Here is a 17049-nt window from a genome sequence, read left to right on the forward strand (position 1 = left end):
GCTAGCCGCCCCTCATCACGTCGGCGAGCTTCGGCCAGGACGATGCCTCATTGGTCTCATGCGCCGGCGCCGAGCTGCGCTCGGCCGCGCGCAGCTTTGCCGAGCGCGCGCGCGGATTGTGCGCAACTTCGTCCTCGCCGGCGACGACCGGTCGCCGCGTCAGCAGCTGGAAGCTCGGCGCAATTTGCGCGACTTCCGGCAGATGCCGCGAGCCACCGCCGGTCTTCGAACGCTCGGAGAGGAAATTCTTGACGATGCGGTCTTCCAGCGAATGGAACGAGACGACGACGAGGCGGCCGCCGGGCTTGAGCACGCGCTCGGCCGCAGCGAGCGCGGTCTGGAGCTCCTCGAGCTCTTCGTTGACGAAGATGCGCAGCGCCTGGAACGTCCGTGTCGCCGGGTGAATGTCGCCGGGCTTCGATCGCACCACCCTGCCGACGAGATCGGCGAGCGCGCGCGTGGTCGTGAACGGAGTTTCCTGCCGGTCCGCCACGATGGCGCGGGCGATGCGACGCGAATGCCGCTCCTCGCCGAAGAGATAGATGATGTCGGCGAGATCGCCTTCCGAGGCGCGCGCGACGATTTCGGCCGCGGTCGGACCTGTCTGTCCCATCCGCATGTCGAGCGGACCGTCGAGGCGGAAGGAGAAGCCGCGGCCGGCCTGGTCGAGCTGCATCGAGGACACGCCGACATCCATTACGACGCCGTCGACGCCATCGACGCCTTGCGCCGCGCAGACTTCGGCGAGGTTGGAGAAGCGGTCCTCGACCAGCGTCAGCCGGCCCGCGGCGCGTTCGACCAGTTCGGCACCGCCGGCAATCGCGGTGCGGTCGCGATCGATGGCAATCACTCGGGTTCCCGGCACGTCCAGGATCGCGCGGCTATAGCCGCCGGCGCCAAACGTGGCATCGACATAGACGCCGCCCTCGCGCGGGGCGAGATGCGCGATGGCCTCACGGCCAAGAACGGGGATGTGCGGAACCGAACTCATGCGCGACGCCTGCCGGCCGCCGGCCGAGATACCCAAGCGGAATCGAGGCCGAACAAGCCCATAACGCCTCGAATCATTGCGCGTCGCGGCGGTTCCACGACAAAGCCCTCGTCCAGCATGGTTACCGAGCCCGATCGTCCCGGGCCACAAACCCAGTGTTCCCAGCGGAATTTGTCGGGCAGCCATGGGATTTCGAGCCAAAATACGCTTTGGCCGCCTCCGGACGCGGGTCGGCTCTTCATCTCTCAGTAACGGCCCTTAGCGTTAAGAAAGCGTTGCTCGGTTCGTGACAAGTGGAAAAGGTGACGAGGGGAGTGATGCGTCATCCACACACATTGCCAAAATGAATCCGTTAACCGCGCCGCGCGATTGCGCGCGATGAAGGGTAAAGGAATAGTAAAGAGAAGGGCTTGCCCCACTCTCCGTCCATTTGAGCTGCTCATGCCCTCGGGTTCGTCCACGCCTGGATCTGATTCGAAGCGTCACCGCGTTCTCCCGGTTCCCAAGACCGTGGCGGGCCTGCGCACCTTCGAGCCCGATTCCTCGATCGTCTCCGACATCATCCCCTCCCCGAACCATGGCGAGCGCAACAAGGGACGGCAGCCGGACATGATCGTGCTGCACTACACCGGCATGCCCGATGTCGAAGGCGCACTGGCGCGCCTCTGCACCGCCGGCACCGAAGTGTCGGCGCATTATGTCGTGCTGGAGGACGGCCGCATCGTGCAATGCGTGCCTGAGGCCAAGCGTGCCTGGCACGCCGGCGTCTCCTCTTGGGCCGGCGAGGACGACGTCAACTCCTGCTCGATCGGAATCGAGATCATCAATCGCGGCCATGACTGGGGCTATCCGGAGTATCCGCTGCGCCAGATTGCCGCCGTGATCGCGCTGTGCCGCGGCATCATGCTCCGCCGCAAGGTGCCGGCGCACCGGGTGCTCGGCCATTCCGACGTCGCGCCCGCCCGCAAGAAGGATCCCGGCGAGAAATTTCCGTGGCATTCGCTGGCCAATTCCGGCGTCGGCCACTGGGTGACGCCCGCGCCGATCGTCCGCGGCGAGACTCTCATGCTCGGCACCATCAGCGACGCGGTGCTGAGCATGCAGCAGGCGCTCGCAAGGTACGGCTATGGCGTGCCCCTGAACGGCAAGTACGACGCTGCGACAATGGAAGTCGTCACCGCCTTCCAGCGCCATTTCCGCCCGGCGCGGCTGGACGGCGTCGCCGATCACTCGACGCTGTCGACCTTACAGGCGCTGCTGTCGAGCCTGCCGGCGGAAGGAACGCCGGTGGCGTCGAAGTGACGGAGTAGCCGTACACGCCGTCATTGCGAGGAGCTCTTGCGACGAAGCAATCCAGACTGTCTCTACGATGACAGTCTGGATTGCTTCGCGGAGCCTGTCATCGGGCCGCGCTTCGCGCGGACCCGTTGGCTCGCAATGACGGCGTGTGAGGCTCCTACCCCATCTCCCTCATCCTTCGCGCATAGAGCCTTCGCAACGGCTCGAGCTGCGTCGCCACCGTCGCCGCACGATAGGCCTCGCGCGCCTCCTCCGTCCTGCCGAGCCGCCGCAACAGATCCGCGCGCACGGCGGGCAACAGCTCATAGCCGCGAAGCCCGCCGCGCGCGGCGATCGCATCGACGAGATCGAGCGCTCGTGCCGGCCCATCGACCATCGATAGCGCCGCGGCGTGATTGAGCTCGATCACGGGCGACGGATTGATGCGCAGCAGCACCTCGTACAGCCCCGCAATCTGCGGCCAGTCGGTCTCCTCGAAGCTCGGCGCACGCGCATGCAGCGCCGCGATCGCGGCCTGCACCGCATAGGGTTGTGGCCGGCCCGGCACGCGCAGCGCGTGCTCCACCAGCCGCAGCCCCTCGTCGATCTGCGCGCGGTGCCACAGCGAGCGGTCCTGCTCTTCGAGCAGGACGATGTCGCCGGCCGGCGTCTGTCGCCCGGCGCGGCGCGCGTCGTGCAGCAGCATCAGGGCCAGCAGGCCCTTGATGCCGGCGCGGTCGGGCATCAGCCGGTTCAGCAGGCGGCCAAGCCGGATGGCTTCGCTCGCCAGATCAGGCCGCATCAAGTCCGCGCCCTCGGTTGCGACATAGCCTTCGGTGAAGACGAGATAGATCACGGCGAGCACGCCATCGAGCCGCGGCGCCAGCATCTCGCGTTCCGGCACCTCATAGGGGATTCCGGCAAGCCTGATCTTCTGCTTGGCGCGGACGAGCCGTTGCGCCATCGCCTCCTCGCCGACGAGGAAGGCGCGCGCCACCTGCATTGTCGACAGTCCGCACACGGTGCGCAGCGTCAGCGCGACCTGCACCTCGGGCGCGAACGCGGGATGGCAGCAGGTGAAGATCAGCCGCAGCATGTCATCGTCGAGCGTTGCTGTCGGCTCGTCCGGGCCCAGCGCGTTGAGCTCGAGCTCGTGCACCAGCGCCTGCTGCTTGCCGCGGAAGACAGCCTGACGGCGGATGCGATCGATCGCCTTGTGCTTGGCGACGTTGACGAACCAGGCGCGCGGATTGTCGGGGACCTCACACGCCCAGCGTTCCAGCGCGACCGCGAACGCATCCTGCAGCGCGTCCTCGGCGAGATCGAAATCGCCGACGAGACGGATCAGCGTGGCTAGCGCCCGCCCCGCCTCGTCGCGGAAGATTTTGTCGATCTCGCCAGGGGTCATGTCACGCGATCACCCCCTCTCGTCATTCCGGGGCGCGGCAAAGCCGCGAGCCCGGAATCCATAACCACGATTCGGGGATATGGATTCCGGGCCTGCGCCTTGCGGCGCATCCCGGAATGACGAAGGTGAGAGAGCCGTCACTTCTCATAGACCCAGATCGGCCGCACCTCGATCGAGCCGATGCGTGCGCTCGGAATCCGCGCCGCGATCTCGATGGCGGCGTTGAGATCCTTGGCTTCGATCAGGTAATAGCCGCCGAGCTGCTCGCGCGTTTCCGCGAACGGACCATCGGTCGTCAGCGTCTTTCCGTCGCGCACGCGCACCGTTGTCGCGGTCGTGGTCGGCTGCAAGCGGTCGCCGGCCTTGAAATTGCCGTTCTGGATGATGTCTTGCGTGAAGGATTGATACTCGGCCAGGATCTTCTGGCTGGTCGCCGCGTCGATCTTCGCGTACTCGACCTCGTTCTGGTAGATCATCAGCAGATATTGCATTGCTTCACTCCTGTGTTCGGCTGTGTTGCCGACAACCAGTCGAACGGGCGGCGCGCCAAACGACATCTTCAGGATAAAATATTTCGGGCGGGCCGTGCGCGGCGATATCGGCTTGACGAAACCGTCACAAATGCCCCATGCGTTATCAGTCAGTCGGCCGGACGGCCGCTCCGGCAGGTGCCGAAAGGCCGCCGGGGAGGAAAGTCCGGGCTCCCTTGACATGCGGTGCCGGATAACGTCCGGCGGGGGTGACCCCAGGGAAAGTGCCACAGAGAATGAACCGCCCGCCTTCGCCCTTCGGGGCTTCGGCGCGGTAAGGGTGAAAAGGTGCGGTAAGAGCGCACCGCGGGTCCGGCAACGGAGCCGGCATGGCAAACCCCACCGGGAGCAAAACCGAATAGGGACGGCTTAAGCGGGCTGTTCGCGAAAGCGATAACGCCGCGGGGCGATGTCAGGCCCGCCGTCCGGGTAGGTTGCTCGAGGCCATGTGCAAACATGACCCCAGAGGAATGGCCGTCACGTATCGTTCGCGCAAGCGGACGGTGCCCTACAGAACCCGGCTTACAGGCCGGCTGATGTGCGACGAGGGGTTCGGTGCCAACGCATCGGACCCCTCACCATTTTGGCCGATCACCTCGCCAGCCAACCGCCGTCATTCCGGGGCTCGCGAAGCGAGAGCCCGGAATCCATCAGGCGGCCGGCGCGGAGGAGAAATGGATTCTCAGATGCGCAATTGCGCATCGTAGCTCGTGCTGCGCACGCCCCGGAATGACGGCTGCGACCTATGCGACGATCTCGTCCAACACCGCCATCAACGCCTCGGGCGCCGTCACATTCGGCGCGTGGCTGGCGTCGAGCTCGACATAGCGCCAGCCCTTCTCGCTCTTCGTGCGCCTGGCAAACTGCCCGAACACATCGCCGGGCGGAAGGCGCGTGCAGTAGATGTAGCTGCGCGGCATCGCCGGCTCGCCATGTTCGAGCCTCAGGCGCGTCTCGAAGCACTTGATCGGCATCGGGACGCGGCGCGCATTGAGCTAGTCGAGATCGGCCGGCGAGGTGTCCGGCGGCGGCGGGTTCGGCGGGATGCGATAGCCGTCGCCCGAGCTGACTGCCTTGCGCATCGGCTCGCGCCCGCCCTCGTTGAGGTCGAACAGCGACTGGCCGTGACGCGGCACGAAGGCGTCGAGATAGATCAGTTGCGTTACGCGCTCGCGCGCGCGGTCGGCGACGCCGGTCGCAACCATGCCGCCATAGCTGTGCCCGAGCAGCACGATGTCGCTGAGGTCCTCAAAGGCGATGACGTTGAGGATGTCCTGGATATGGGTGTCGAGATCGACCGACGGATTGGCCAGATGCGCGCGCTCGCCGAGCCCGGTGTAGGTCGGCGCCACCAGGCGGTGGCCGGCCTGCGCCATCAGCGGGTGCATCTTCTTCCAGGCCCATCCGCCGGACCATGCGCCGTGACAGAGCAGGAAGGTCTTCGCGCGCGGGGCCATGGCGTTTCCATCGTTCTTGCTTGATACGATGGAGTGTAGCGGCATGCCGCGCGATGTAAACGCCGCCTCAGGCGGCGCGCGTGTCCTTCACCAGCACCGGCGCAAGCTCGCCGGCCTCGCGCCGCAGCTTGCCCGCCTCGAAACCGTGCATGCCGAGCTGCCATTGCAGGCCGACGATGGCGCCCTTGGTCGGTTGCAGCAATGCGATCGAGGCGAACAGCGTCACCGGCAGCCACACCGCGAGTTGCAGCCATTCCGGCGGCGCGTAAGCGGTCTCGACCGCGAGGATCGCCGGCACCACGAGATGGCCGACCACCACCATCACGAGATAGGCAGGAAAGTCGTCGGCGCGCTGGTGGAAGAGCTCCTCGCCGCAATGGTCGCACGCGTCAGTCACTTTCAGGAAGCGGCCGAACATGTGCCCTTCCCCGCAATTCGGACATCTGCCGCTGAACCCGCGCCACATCGCCTTGGCCAGAGAGACCGTCGCCGGAGAGACAGACATGACCACACCTCTTCCTTTTCGATGATCCATACAATAATATCTTGCATCCATACATTCAAAGGTTATGGGCCAAAATTGCATGGAATGGATCCCTACAATCTCGGAGCTTTCGGGCCCGCGCTACCAGCGCATCGTCGAGGCCATGGAGGCCGACATTGCCGCCGGCAGGCTGGTGCGCGGTCAGCAGCTGCCGACGCAGCGCGCGCTGGCAAAGGTCCTCGGCATCGACCTCACCACAGTGACGCGCGCCTACACCGAGGCGCGGCGCCGCGGCATCATGGAAGCCCGGGTCGGACAGGGCTCGTTCGTCTCGGAGACCAGCGCGCGGCGCGCGGTTGACCTGCCGCACCCGGTCGCGATCGACCTGTCGATGAACGTGCCGCCGCACCCGCTGGAGGCGCAGCTCGACGAGCGCATCATCGCCGGACTCGAAGCCCTCCGCGCGCAATCGGGCCTGACGGCGTATCTCAACTACCAGCCGCCCGGCGGCAGCGCGCATGAGCGCGAGGTCGCGGCGCGCTGGATGCGCACCCGCGTTCCGCATGCGCAGGCCGCCAGGCTGGTGATCTTTCCCGGCGCCCAGACGATCCTCTTCAACCTGCTCGCCCATCTTGCGCGGCCCGGCGATACGGTGCTGACCGAAGCCCTCACCTTCCCTGGCATCAAGGCCGCCGCGGCACTGCTCGGCGTCAAGCTCGTCGGTGTCCCCATGGATGAGGACGGCATCCTGCCGGATGCGCTGGCAAAGGCGTGCCGCGTGCATACGCCGAAAGCCGTCTATCTCATTCCGACGCTGCACAATCCGACCACGGCGACGCTTTCCGCCGAGCGGCGCGGCACTATTGCGAAGATCATCCGCGATGCCGGCACCATCCTGATCGAGGACGATGCCTACGGGCTGCTCGACCGCTCGGCCTCGCCGATCGCGAACCTCATTCCGGAGCGGACTTATCTTGCAACGACGCTGTCAAAATGCATCGCGCCGGCGCTGCGTGTTGCCTATCTGGTGACGCCCGACAGCGGCGCCCAGCGGGACATGCGCACCTCCTTGCAGGCGACCGTGCAAATGCCGGCGCCCTTGATGGTCGCGCTGGTGACGCATTGGATCGAAAACGGCATCGCCGATCGCATCATCAGCGCCATCCGCAACGAAGCGGTCGGGCGCCAGCAGCTCGCGCAACGCGCGCTGAAAGGCTTTCAGTTCCTCGCCAGGCCCGCGGCGCATCATCTCTGGCTGCGGCTGCCGGAGGAGCGGCCCGATCTTGCCGCACATCTGCTGCGGAACGGGCTTGCCGTCGTCGCCGGCGATGCCTTCACCGTCGACGGGGCACCGCCGCATGCGGCACGCGTCTCGCTCGGCGCGGCCCGAAACAGATCGGAATTGACGGAAGCGCTGCGTATCCTGGTCGGCGCGCTGCACAAGCCTGCCGATACGAGGCAGATCGTCTAGTCTTTGACGATCGCGGCGCTGGAAAGCCGCAGATCACGCTTGCATGCGGCATGGATTGACCTCGATGCCGGCAGGCATGTTATGCGAGCCGTGCGATCAACCGTTCAGGGTCGCCCCTTGCGACAAGGACAATCCGTTGGAAACGCTCACCTACGTCCTGCTGCTGCTCGGCGCGCTCGCCGGCGGCTTCGTCTCGGGACTGGCCGGTTTCGGCACGGCGCTGATGGCGCTCGGCATCTGGCTCTACGTGCTGCCGCCCTCGCTCGCGGTGCCCCTGGTGCTGATCTGCTCGGTCATCGCACAGACCTCGACGCTGCCCTCGATGTGGAAGAATTTCGATCTCTCGCTGGTCTGGCCGTTCCTGATCGGTGGACTGATTGGCGTGCCGCTCGGGACCATGATGGTCGCCTCCGCGGACCCGGAGGTGTTCAGGCTGAGCGTCGGCGTGCTGATCCTGATCTTTTCGAGCGCGCTGTATCTGAACAAGAGGCCGCTCGCGATCAAGATCGGCGGCCGGATCGCAGACGGTGCGATCGGCTTTGCCGGCGGCATTCTGGGCGGACTTGCCGGATTGTCCGGCCCGCTGCCGATCCTGTGGGCCAACATCCGCGGCTGGAACAAGCACGAGCGGCGCGGCATCTTCCAACTCTTTAACTTCACGGTGCTCGCCACCGCGCTGGTGTTGCAGACGGCATCAGGTCTCGTCGCCCTCAAGGTGGTCTGGCTCGCGGCCGTCGCGTTTCCGGGCACGCTGATCGGCGCATGGGCGGGCGCGCGCGTCTACCATGCGCTGAACGACAAGCATTTCGGCGATGTCGTGCTCGGCCTCTTGTTTCTGTCGGGCCTCACGCTCGTCTGGAACAGCCTTGGCGCGCATTAAAGCGCCGCGAACTCGCGGGAGGTCACTTTCGCTACGCGGGAGCGGAAGGCGCGACCGGCTTGGCTTCCACCGTCTCCGCGGCCTGGTCCCGCGGCGCGAAGCGCTTGCCGAACTCGCGGCGCAGCAGCCAAAGGCTCAAGCCGGCCTGCAGCGTCGTCGCCGCGATCGAAAGATGCCAGACGTGCTCGATGCGGAATCCGGGTCGCGTCGACAGCCAGAGCACCGGCAGCGAATAGGTGAGCACGCGCGTCATCGAGCTCAGCAGCACAGGCCTGGTGTTGCCGAGGCCCTGGAACATGCTGGAGCAGGTGAAGATGAGGCCCTGCGCCACCATGTTGAGCGAGATGATCCGCAGGAACAGAAAGGCGACCTCCATCGTCTCCCGGTCGTTGGAGAATCCGGCCAGCAGCAGCTCCGGCTTCAGCTGCGCGAGGATCATGAAGCCGACCGCCACGATGGAGGTGATCAGCACCGATTTGACGAAAGTCTCTCGCACCCGCGCGGCGTCGCCGGCGCCGAAATTCTGCCCGGCGATCGGCCCGGCCGCCAGTGCAACCGCGAGCGCCGGCATCTGGATGAGGGCGAGGACGCGCTGACCGATACCGAAGCCTGCCTGTGCCGCCGCGCCGAAGTCGCGCAGCACGTAGTAGACTACCGCCATGAAGATGAACATCATTGCGAACTCGCCGCCGGCCGGCAGACCGACATTGAGGATGCGCTTGAGGTGGCGTGGTTGCGGACGCCACTGCACCGGATTGAATGCAACGTAGCGCTCGACCTTGCGAAAACACGCCAGCAGCATCAGGACGCCGGCGCCCACCGCGATCGTGCTCGCCAGTCCGGCGCCGGCGACACCGAGCGGATAACCGGTGCCCCAGCCGGAGATCAGGACCGGCGCCAGTGCAATGTTGATGATGACGGCAAGGACCCGCACCAACATGGCGGGGCGCACGATGCCGGTCGCGCTGAGCGCGGAGGCAATGACTTGCATGACGAATTCCAGCGCGAGCGCCGGCATGAACCACAACAGATAAGTGGTCCCCGCCTCGATCGTGGCCTGGTCAGCGGCGATCGAACGCATGTAAAGACGCGACAGCACCGCTCCCGTGACCAGGGTCAGCAGGCCGAACAGCACCGACAGCGCGACCGCCTGATTGAAGATCAGATTGGCGTCCCGCCGGTCCTTGCGTCCCACCGCATGCGCAATCAGCGCCACTGTCCCGACGCCGAGCACCTGTATCAGGCCGTTGACGAGAAAGCCGGCATTTCCCGCCGCGGCCACGCCTGCCACTGCGGCATCACCCAGCCCCGACACGAAGTAGAGATCGACCAGCTGGCAGATCATGATCGAGATCATGCCGGCCATGATCGGAGGCGCCATGCTCAGGATGTGGCTAGCGATGGAGCCGCGCGTCAGGTCTTTCATCTCATTCCATCCTTCGACGCCGTGACGGCGGGACTTCGCCCCGCCGCCGCGCGCCTCACTCCGCTGCTGCGATCTGTCCGAGCTCCACCACCTGACGCTCGAACAGGCCGCGATAGATGCCCCCTTGCTTGGCTGCGAGCACCGTATGCGTGCCCTGCTCGACGATCTCGCCGCGGTCGAACACCAGGATGCGATCGAGGCTCCTCACCGTCGACAGCCGGTGCGCGATCACGATCGAGGTGCGCCCCTTCATCAGTCGCTCCATCGCCTCCTGGATCAGCGCCTCCGATTCCGAATCGAGGCTCGAGGTCGCCTCGTCCAGGATCAGCACCGGCGCATCCGCCAGGAAGGCGCGCGCCAGCGCGACGCGCTGCCGCTCGCCGCCCGACAGCTTGACGCCGCGCTCGCCGACAAGCGTGCCGTAGCCCTTCGGCAGGCGCAGGATGAAGTCATGCGCGTTGGCGAGGCGGGCCGCCTGCTCGATCGCTTCAAGGCTGGCACCGGGCCGGCCATAGGCGATGTTCTCGGCGAGCGTGCGGTGAAACAGGATCGGCTCCTGCTGCACGATCGCGATCTGGCTGCGCAGCGATTGCTGCGTGGCGAGCGCGATATCCTGCCCGTCGATCAGCACGCGGCCGCCGGTGACGTCGTAGAGCCGCTGCACCAGCTTGACGAAGGTGGTCTTGCCGGAGCCGGAGCGGCCGACCAGGCCGACCCGCTCGCCGGCGCGGATCCTGACCGACAAGCCGTCGTACAGCGGCACGCGATGGCCGCCATAGTGGAACGTGACGTCGTCGAACACGATCTCGCCGCCCTCGATCGCGATCGGCCGCGCGTCGGCCGCATCGGCAATGCCGATCGGCTCGTCATGGATCGCCACCAGCTCGTCCATGTCGTTGACCGAGCGCTGGAGGTTGTTGATGTGCATGCCGACGTCGCGCAAATAGGCGTGGATGATGTAGTAGCTGGTCAGCACATAAGTGACGTCGCCGGGCGAGGCGTGACCTGACATCCACAGCAGCACCGATCCGCCGATCACGGAGGCGCGCAGGCACAGCAGCAAGGAAAGCTGCGACATCGCCGTGTAATTGTAGCGATACCAGGTCCGCCGCACGCGCACGCGCCAGCGGTTGATGACACCGGCGAGCCGCGTGTCCTCGCGCGACTCCGCGCCGAACGACTTCACCACCGCATTGCAGGTCAGCGCGTCCGCCAGCGTGCCGCCGACCTTGGTGTCCCAGGCATTGGAGACGCGGGCGGCCGGCGCGATGTAGCGGGTCGAGAGCACCACCGTGATCGTGACGTAGAAGATCGCCCCGATCGCGATCACCACGCCGAGCGAGGCCCAGTGCATCCCGATCAGGATCATCGAGCCCACCAGCACCAGCAGCGAGGGCGCCAGCGCCATCAGGATGGTGTCGTTGAGCAGGTCGAGCGCCCACATGCCGCGAGTGATCTTCCGCACCGTGGAGCCGGCAAAGGAGTTCGCATGCCAGTCGGTCGAGAAGCGCTGCACGCGGGTGAAAGCCTCTTGTGCGACGTCCGACATGGTTTTGAGCGTGAACGGCACGATCGCCTGCAACCCTGCGAGTCGCAGCACCACCGAGGCCGCGCCCAGCGCCACGATGGCGCCGAACGCGACCAGCGCGGCATGGCGCGCATCGGGATCGGACGGTCCGCGGGTCAACGCATCGACCAGATGTCCGGAGAAGACCGGCATGAACAGGTCGGCGACGGTTGCCCCCAACAGGCCGCCGGCCACGACGAGGCCGCGCACCGGCTGCTTCAGCCAGTGCCGGAAGACGAAGGGCAGCACGACGCGAATGGCGGCGGGCTTCTTTGACAGAGCGGTCATGGCATCATCCGGCCGCTTCGCGCGGGCCGGCTCCATCGATGGACGCGAGTCGGCCCGAAGGCCGCGACGGCGTCACGTAAGACTGACTTTGACTTGGGAAACGAAGCGATCGGGACGCTTGGCCAAAACCTTGGCCCAATCAAAGCTGGCGGAAGAGGCCTCTAACAGGCCGCGTACATACCGAGCCAGAACGTGATCGAGGTCATCATCGAGCGCGGGCGTACGATCTGCGATTGCGACGACATCATGCAAATCTCTCCCCGGTTCGAATGAATGAGGTGCGCTTTATAGATGTGTCGCCAGCCGATTGCAACGGGCCTCGCGCGAGATCACGCACGAGTGTTGCAAATTAGTGCGCGTCGCCGGCCGCGCCGAACGGCGAAGCCGGCTTGTTCAGCAGCGCGACCAGCAGGCTGAGACCGAGATAGAACAGCGCCAGCATGAGGAAGACGTCGCCGAAGCTCATCACCACGGCCTGACGATGCACGATCTGGCTGAGCTGCTTCATCGCCATCAGCGCGGAATCGCCGAGCCCCTGGAACTTCTGCATCAACATGGTCAGGGTTTCAGTCGCGGTCGCGTTGCCCCAGGTCACCCGCTCCTGCAGGCGGACGATGTGCAGGTCGGTGCGTTCGTTGAGCACGGTGTTGATGACGGCGAGGCCGACCGCGCCGCCGAGATTGCGCATCAGGTTGAACAGGCCGCTCGCGTTCTTCACCTTTTCGGGCGCGAGCGTGCCGAGCGCGATGTTGTTGGTCGGCACCATCGCGAACATCATGCCGATGCCGCGCAGGATCTGCGGCACCAGCAGCTCGTAGAAATCGTATTCGCGCGTGATAAAGGTCATCTGGTAGGAGCCGATCGCGAACACGATGAGGCCGAATGCGATCATGTAGCGCATGTCGACCTTCGCCATGAGCCGGCCGACCAGCGGCGCGACCAGGAACATGGTGATGCCGGAGACGAACATGGTCTCGCCGATCATCAGCGCGCTGTAGCCGCGCACTTCGGCGAGATAGCGCGGGTAGATGTAGGTCAGGCCGTAGAGGCCGATGCCGATGCAGAATTGCAGCGTGCATCCGACGGCGAAATTGCGGTCGGAGAAGGTGCGCAGATTGACGATCGGCTCGGCCGCCGTGAACACGCGCCAGAAGAAGGCGATGGCCGAGAGACCGCTGATCCAGGCGCAGATCGCGACCGACGTGTCCTGCATCCATTGATGTTGCGATCCTTCCTCCAGCACGTATTCCAGCGTGCCGAGGAAGCTCGCCATGAACAATAGGCCCCACCAGTCGAAGCGGTCGAGCAATTCGAAATGCGGCTCGTCGAAATCGACCAGCGCCAGCACACCTAATGTAATGCCGATGCCGGGCACGACGTTGATGAAGAACAGCCAGTTCCACGACATCAGGTCGGTGATGTAGCCGCCGACCGTCGGCCCGATGGTCGGGGCCAGCGTCGCGACGAGCCCGATGATAGGGCCGACGATGTGGAATTTCGTGCGCGGAAAGACGGTGTAGGCCGAGGCGAACACGGTCGGGATCATGCCGGCGCCGAGGAAGCCCTGCAGCGCACGCCAGAGGATCATCTCCTCGATCGTCGTGGCGAAGCCGCAGAGCAGGCTTGCGGCGGTGAAGCCCGCCGCCGAGATCGCGAACAGCAGCCGCGTGCCGAAGGCGCGCGACAGGAAGCCCGACAGCGGGATCGCGATCACCTCGGCGATCAGATAGGCAGTCTGAACCCAGGACACCTCGCTGGAACTCGCCGACAGCCCGGCCTGGATTTCGCTCAACGAGGCCGAGACGATCTGGATGTCCAGGATCGACATGAACATCCCGAACACCATGATGATGAACGCGAACAGCCGCTTCGGCGCAATGCGCTCCGAAGCGGGATCCGCCATCATGGCAGGTGAAGCGGTGGTGGCGGTGGCCATGTGTCAGCTCGGACTGGAGCGGCGGGCTCTTACCTCTCCCGCTTGCGGGAGAGGTCGACGCGCTCGAAGAGCGCGGCGGGTGAGGGCTTTCTCCTCTTGGGGAGTCTCCCTGGAGGAGACACCCTCTCCCCAGCCCTCTCCCGCAAGCGGGAGAGGGAGCGCACCTGCATTCGGGGCAGCAGCGCGGCTCATGTCATCGTCCCTACTGCGGATGGACCGCGGTGGGATGGTCGAGGTCGACCTCGCTGTCGGCGTCGGCGGCGCCCTTGTTGGTGTCGACGGTGGCGTAGACCGACATGCCGGCGCGGAGCAGGTTCTGCTTCGCCACCGATTTGGGCACGCGAATGCGGACCGGCACGCGCTGCACGATCTTGGTGAAATTGCCGGTGGCGTTGTCGGGCGGCAGCAGCGTGAACACCGAGCCTGCGCCCGCCGCGATGCTGTCGACCACGCCGGAGAACTTGCGCATGCCATAGGCATCGACCTTGATCGTCACCGGCTGGCCGGGACGGATGCGCTTGAGCTGCGTCTCCTTGAAATTCGCGTCGATATAGACCTCGTCCAGCGGCACGATGTTGCCGAGGCGCTGGCCGACCGCGACGAAGTCGCCGGTGTTGACCAGGCGGTTCGAGAACGTGCCGTTGACCGGTGCGCGCACCGCGGTGAAGCCGAGGTCGCGCTCGGCCTTGGCCAGCGTGGTCTTGAGCTCGGCAAGCTGGGCCTGCGCTTCGGCCTGCTGCGCCCTGGCGACGTCGACATTGCTGACGGCAACCTCAAAGGCGGCCTTTGCAGCCTTAACCGCGGCGGCGCCCTGGTCGCGTCCGGCCTCCGAGCTTTCGAAGGTGGCGCGCGAGGCAAAGCCCTTGCTGCTCAGCGCCTGCTGGCGCTCGTAATCGAGGTCGGCGCGCTTGAGGCCCGCTTCCGCGGAGACGAGCTGCGCCTTGGCCTGGGCGACCTGGCTGTCGAGTGCGGCGACCTGGCGGCCGATGCGATCGATGGTGGTCTGCTGGGTCGCGATCTTGGTCGCGGCGGCTTGGACCGCGATCCTGTAATCGCCGTCGTCGATGCGGAAGATGATGTCGCCGGCCTGGACGGGCGTGTTGTCGCCGGCGAGGATCGCGGAGATATGGCCGGCAACGCGCGCGCCGAGCATGGTGTTGTTGGCGCGGACATAGGCATCGTCGGTCGAGATGTAGAAGCGGCCGACCAGCGTGTAATAGCCGGCATAGCCCGCAACGGCGAACGCGAGTGCGAGGCCGAGGCCGGTCAGGACGAATTTGCGCTTGCCGGATTTGGGCGCAGCGGCGGCGGGCGCTTCCGCCCCGGGTGCCGGCGGCTTGTCGGTCACCGGACTCTCCGGCGCCTCGCGGGTCGGACGCTTCGCCTCCTCGGCGACATGAGGGCGCAGTTGCTCGGCAGGGAGTGCGGATGCCTCGGAGCCAGGATCGCCGCCCGCCTGGCCCTCCACCGCTTCCTGGCGAAGGACGCGAGCCGTCTGGTCTCTCGATGCGGCCATCCAGGCCTCCCCACAAACGCAACCGAGGGCGCCCTCTGTTGCGGGCGATCTCCTCGCTGGATCTCAAATACCATTGACCGAACGGTTCGGTCAATATAGAGATTATGTCCTGCAGACCTTACTGCCGCGAATCCTTCGTTGGCGTTTCATGGCCCTGATCCGAACCAAAAAGCTTCCGAGACCCTAAACCAATGGTTGTAGCTGCCGGCGAACAATTGCACGTCGTCCCGGACGAGGACAATTCCAAGCGCCGCCAGATTCTGGACGGTGCCCGCAAGGTGTTCATGGATCTTGGCTTCGACGGCGCCAGCATGGGCGAGATCGCCCGCGCCGCGCAGGTCTCCAAGGGCACGCTCTACGTCTATTTCGCCGACAAATTCGCGCTGTTCGAAGCCATCGTCGAACAGGAGGCGCTCCAGCATGGCCAGGTCGTGTTCAGTTTCGATCCCGAGCGCGAGGCCGAGACCACGCTGAAGGAGTTCGGCCTCGCCTATCTTCACCTGGTCTGCCGCCCCGGTGGCGGATCCGCGATCCGCACCGTGATGGCGATCGCCGAGCGCATGCCTGATGTCGGCCGCCGTTACTATGCGCGCGTGCTGGACAAGAGCATCAAAAGCCTCTCCGCTTACCTGAAGGCCCGTGTCGCCTCGGGCGATCTCGCGATCGACGATTGCGATCTCGCCGCCTCGCAGTTCATGGAGCTCAGCAAGGCCTCGCTGTTCCTGCCCTTCGTGTTCCAGGCGGCGCCCGCGCCGTCGGAACAGCGCATGAGTGCGGTGGTCGAGAGCGCAACGCGGATGTTCCTGGCGGCGTATAAGGCGAAGTAGCCGCGCGTTGCGCCTGTGGGCCGGGCGGCTATATTGCGGCCATGTCTCGTGATCTTCGCCCGCCGGTCGACATCCTCCACTACGAGATCGTCCAGGAACAGGCTTCCGCGCTTGGACGGATGGGCCGCGCCCTCGAACAGAGCCTGTCGCGCTTGCGCGAGTTCGACGCCGCCCACGCAGCGACCGATGTGCCGGAAGCGATGCAACCGGCCAGGCGCAAGCTGGTGCTGGAAGCTGGCCAGGCGCTTTGGATGTTCGTGGTGCAACGCGAGGCGTCCGGCTTACGCGACAGCCGCCACATCATGCGCACCTACAACGTCCCGGGTGAGGTGCAGCGCTGCATGGGATTGGCACCGGCGCCGCGGAAGCCGGCTGCAGGGTGAACTCCGGCTCGGCTGGGATCAAATTTCGATGTCTTCCATTGCGCGCCACCCGTGAAGGACGCGCCGCCCCTCCCGCGCGAACGCAAAGCAGTTGCCACCGCCGGCGGGCTGATCGTGGATGCGGGCGATGGGGTGGCCCGCAATGTGGCAAAACAGCAGCGTGCCGACTGCGCCGTGGCCGACGAACAGGACGTCGCCGGGACGATGTCGCGCCAGCACCGCCTCAGCCTCGCGCACGATCCGCGCCTGTGCATCCGCGGCACGCTCCCAGCCGCGCACGCTGAGATGAGGCGCGGCGAAGAACTGGTCGGCGACGGCTTCGAACTCGGCCGGCTTCAGGAAGCCGGTCGCCGAACGGTCGTTCTCGTGCATGGCCTCGCGGATCTCGATCATGAGTCCGAGCCGAGCGGCAACGATCTCGGCGGTCTCGATCGCCTTCCGCTCGCCGCTGGAGACGATCTGCGTCGTGCTTGCGAGCCAGCCTGCATTCGCCAAGGCTTCGGTGCGCGCGCGACCCACCGGGCTCAGGCCCCATTGCGGCACCGGCACATCGGGATCGATTTGCACCTGCGGGTGGGTGAGATAGCGGACGATAGACATTGCCTTT

The 17049-nt window shown here is 65.9% G+C and carries 14 protein-coding genes, 1 other RNA gene and 1 pseudogene; 6 read left to right on the forward strand and 10 right to left on the reverse strand.

The window, feature by feature from the left end; genetic code table 11:
• Position 1 precedes the first annotated feature (1 nt).
• Positions 2–991 carry a 16S rRNA (cytosine(1402)-N(4))-methyltransferase RsmH gene (gene rsmH, locus I6F21_RS01100; RefSeq protein ID WP_036028388.1) on the reverse strand — a complete coding sequence of 330 codons (990 nt, stop codon included), beginning with the start codon at positions 989–991 and terminating at the stop codon, positions 2–4.
• Positions 992–1432: 441 nt separating this feature from the next.
• Here rsmH and I6F21_RS01105 point away from each other — a divergent pair, with 441 nt between their 5' ends.
• On the forward strand, positions 1433–2293 hold the full coding sequence (locus I6F21_RS01105) for an N-acetylmuramoyl-L-alanine amidase (protein ID WP_193375204.1): 861 nt from the start codon (positions 1433–1435) through the stop codon (positions 2291–2293).
• Positions 2294–2447: 154 nt separating this feature from the next.
• On the opposite strand, the gene I6F21_RS01110 is transcribed toward I6F21_RS01105, so the two are convergent.
• Entirely contained in the window at positions 2448–3677 is a 1230-nt protein-coding gene (locus I6F21_RS01110) for an RNA polymerase sigma factor (RefSeq protein WP_036028378.1), read from the reverse strand.
• 137 nt (positions 3678–3814) lie between these two features.
• Positions 3815–4168, reverse strand: a complete 354-nt coding sequence (locus I6F21_RS01115) for a YciI family protein (RefSeq protein ID WP_074447535.1) — start codon at positions 4166–4168, stop codon at positions 3815–3817.
• Between the two features lie 149 nt (positions 4169–4317).
• Here I6F21_RS01115 and rnpB point away from each other — a divergent pair.
• Positions 4318–4748, forward strand: an RNA gene (gene rnpB, locus I6F21_RS01120) — RNase P RNA component class A.
• A gap of 202 nt (positions 4749–4950) precedes the next feature.
• Here the strand turns inward: rnpB and I6F21_RS01125 are convergent.
• Positions 4951–5664 (reverse strand): annotated as a pseudogene (locus I6F21_RS01125) (alpha/beta hydrolase).
• Between the two features lie 67 nt (positions 5665–5731).
• Complete coding sequence (locus I6F21_RS01130; RefSeq protein WP_225182669.1) at positions 5732–6199, reverse strand: DUF983 domain-containing protein; 468 nt, start codon at positions 6197–6199, stop codon at positions 5732–5734.
• A 49-nt stretch (positions 6200–6248) separates the two neighbouring features.
• Here I6F21_RS01130 and I6F21_RS01135 point away from each other — a divergent pair, with 49 nt between their 5' ends.
• Both I6F21_RS01135 and I6F21_RS01140 read left to right on the forward strand, forming a co-directional pair.
• The gene (locus I6F21_RS01135) at positions 6249–7619 is read left to right on the forward strand and encodes a PLP-dependent aminotransferase family protein (RefSeq protein WP_225182670.1); all 1371 of its coding nucleotides are present in this window, start codon (positions 6249–6251) and stop codon (positions 7617–7619) included.
• A 136-nt stretch (positions 7620–7755) separates the two neighbouring features.
• Positions 7756–8499 carry a sulfite exporter TauE/SafE family protein gene (locus tag I6F21_RS01140; RefSeq protein WP_036038352.1) on the forward strand — a complete coding sequence of 248 codons (744 nt, stop codon included), beginning with the start codon at positions 7756–7758 and terminating at the stop codon, positions 8497–8499.
• Positions 8500–8530: 31 nt separating this feature from the next.
• Here the strand turns inward: I6F21_RS01140 and I6F21_RS01145 are convergent, their stop codons facing one another.
• The 4 genes from I6F21_RS01145 to I6F21_RS01160 all read right to left on the reverse strand — a co-directional run bounded on the left by I6F21_RS01145 (position 8531) and on the right by I6F21_RS01160 (position 15232).
• On the reverse strand, positions 8531–9925 hold the full coding sequence (locus I6F21_RS01145) for an MATE family efflux transporter (RefSeq protein ID WP_225182671.1): 1395 nt from the start codon (positions 9923–9925) through the stop codon (positions 8531–8533).
• Positions 9926–9980: 55 nt separating this feature from the next.
• Complete coding sequence (locus I6F21_RS01150; RefSeq protein WP_036003502.1) at positions 9981–11780, reverse strand: ABC transporter ATP-binding protein; 1800 nt, start codon at positions 11778–11780, stop codon at positions 9981–9983.
• 349 nt (positions 11781–12129) lie between these two features.
• Positions 12130–13716 carry a DHA2 family efflux MFS transporter permease subunit gene (locus I6F21_RS01155; protein ID WP_057026936.1) on the reverse strand — a complete coding sequence of 529 codons (1587 nt, stop codon included), beginning with the start codon at positions 13714–13716 and terminating at the stop codon, positions 12130–12132.
• Positions 13717–13918: 202 nt separating this feature from the next.
• Positions 13919–15232: an HlyD family secretion protein gene (locus I6F21_RS01160; RefSeq protein WP_225155361.1), complete on the reverse strand. Its 1314-nt coding sequence runs from the start codon at positions 15230–15232 to the stop codon at positions 13919–13921.
• Positions 15233–15423: 191 nt separating this feature from the next.
• Here I6F21_RS01160 and I6F21_RS01165 point away from each other — a divergent pair, with 191 nt between their 5' ends.
• Positions 15424–16059 carry a TetR/AcrR family transcriptional regulator gene (locus tag I6F21_RS01165; protein WP_057026938.1) on the forward strand — a complete coding sequence of 212 codons (636 nt, stop codon included), beginning with the start codon at positions 15424–15426 and terminating at the stop codon, positions 16057–16059.
• Positions 16060–16100: 41 nt separating this feature from the next.
• Entirely contained in the window at positions 16101–16442 is a 342-nt protein-coding gene (locus tag I6F21_RS01170) for a DUF6665 family protein (RefSeq protein WP_036003457.1), read from the forward strand.
• Between the two features lie 18 nt (positions 16443–16460).
• Here I6F21_RS01170 and I6F21_RS01175 read toward each other — a convergent pair whose 3' ends face one another.
• Entirely contained in the window at positions 16461–17042 is a 582-nt protein-coding gene (locus tag I6F21_RS01175; RefSeq protein WP_225182672.1) for a histidine phosphatase family protein, read from the reverse strand.
• Positions 17043–17049: the final 7 nt, after the last annotated feature.

Source organism: Bradyrhizobium sp. NBAIM03 (assembly GCF_020194055.1).
Lineage (GTDB): Bacteria > Pseudomonadota > Alphaproteobacteria > Rhizobiales > Xanthobacteraceae > Bradyrhizobium > Bradyrhizobium yuanmingense.

Bases quoted from the DNA above. Each gene is read 5' to 3' on its own strand.
- rsmH (WP_036028388.1), bottom strand. From the start codon at position 991: ATGAGTTCGGTTCCGCACATCCCCGTTCTTGGCCGTGAGGCCATCGCG.
- I6F21_RS01105 (WP_193375204.1), top strand. From the start codon at position 1,433: ATGCCCTCGGGTTCGTCCACGCCTGGATCTGATTCGAAGCGTCACCGC.
- I6F21_RS01110 (WP_036028378.1), bottom strand. From the start codon at position 3,677: ATGACCCCTGGCGAGATCGACAAAATCTTCCGCGACGAGGCGGGGCGG.
- I6F21_RS01115 (WP_074447535.1), bottom strand. From the start codon at position 4,168: ATGCAATATCTGCTGATGATCTACCAGAACGAGGTCGAGTACGCGAAG.
- I6F21_RS01130 (WP_225182669.1), bottom strand. From the start codon at position 6,199: ATGGATCATCGAAAAGGAAGAGGTGTGGTCATGTCTGTCTCTCCGGCG.
- I6F21_RS01135 (WP_225182670.1), top strand. From the start codon at position 6,249: ATGGAATGGATCCCTACAATCTCGGAGCTTTCGGGCCCGCGCTACCAG.
- I6F21_RS01145 (WP_225182671.1), bottom strand. From the start codon at position 9,925: ATGAAAGACCTGACGCGCGGCTCCATCGCTAGCCACATCCTGAGCATG.
- I6F21_RS01150 (WP_036003502.1), bottom strand. From the start codon at position 11,780: ATGACCGCTCTGTCAAAGAAGCCCGCCGCCATTCGCGTCGTGCTGCCC.
- I6F21_RS01155 (WP_057026936.1), bottom strand. From the start codon at position 13,716: ATGGCCACCGCCACCACCGCTTCACCTGCCATGATGGCGGATCCCGCT.
- I6F21_RS01160 (WP_225155361.1), bottom strand. From the start codon at position 15,232: ATGGCCGCATCGAGAGACCAGACGGCTCGCGTCCTTCGCCAGGAAGCG.
- I6F21_RS01165 (WP_057026938.1), top strand. From the start codon at position 15,424: ATGGTTGTAGCTGCCGGCGAACAATTGCACGTCGTCCCGGACGAGGAC.
- I6F21_RS01170 (WP_036003457.1), top strand. From the start codon at position 16,101: ATGTCTCGTGATCTTCGCCCGCCGGTCGACATCCTCCACTACGAGATC.
- I6F21_RS01175 (WP_225182672.1), bottom strand. From the start codon at position 17,042: ATGTCTATCGTCCGCTATCTCACCCACCCGCAGGTGCAAATCGATCCC.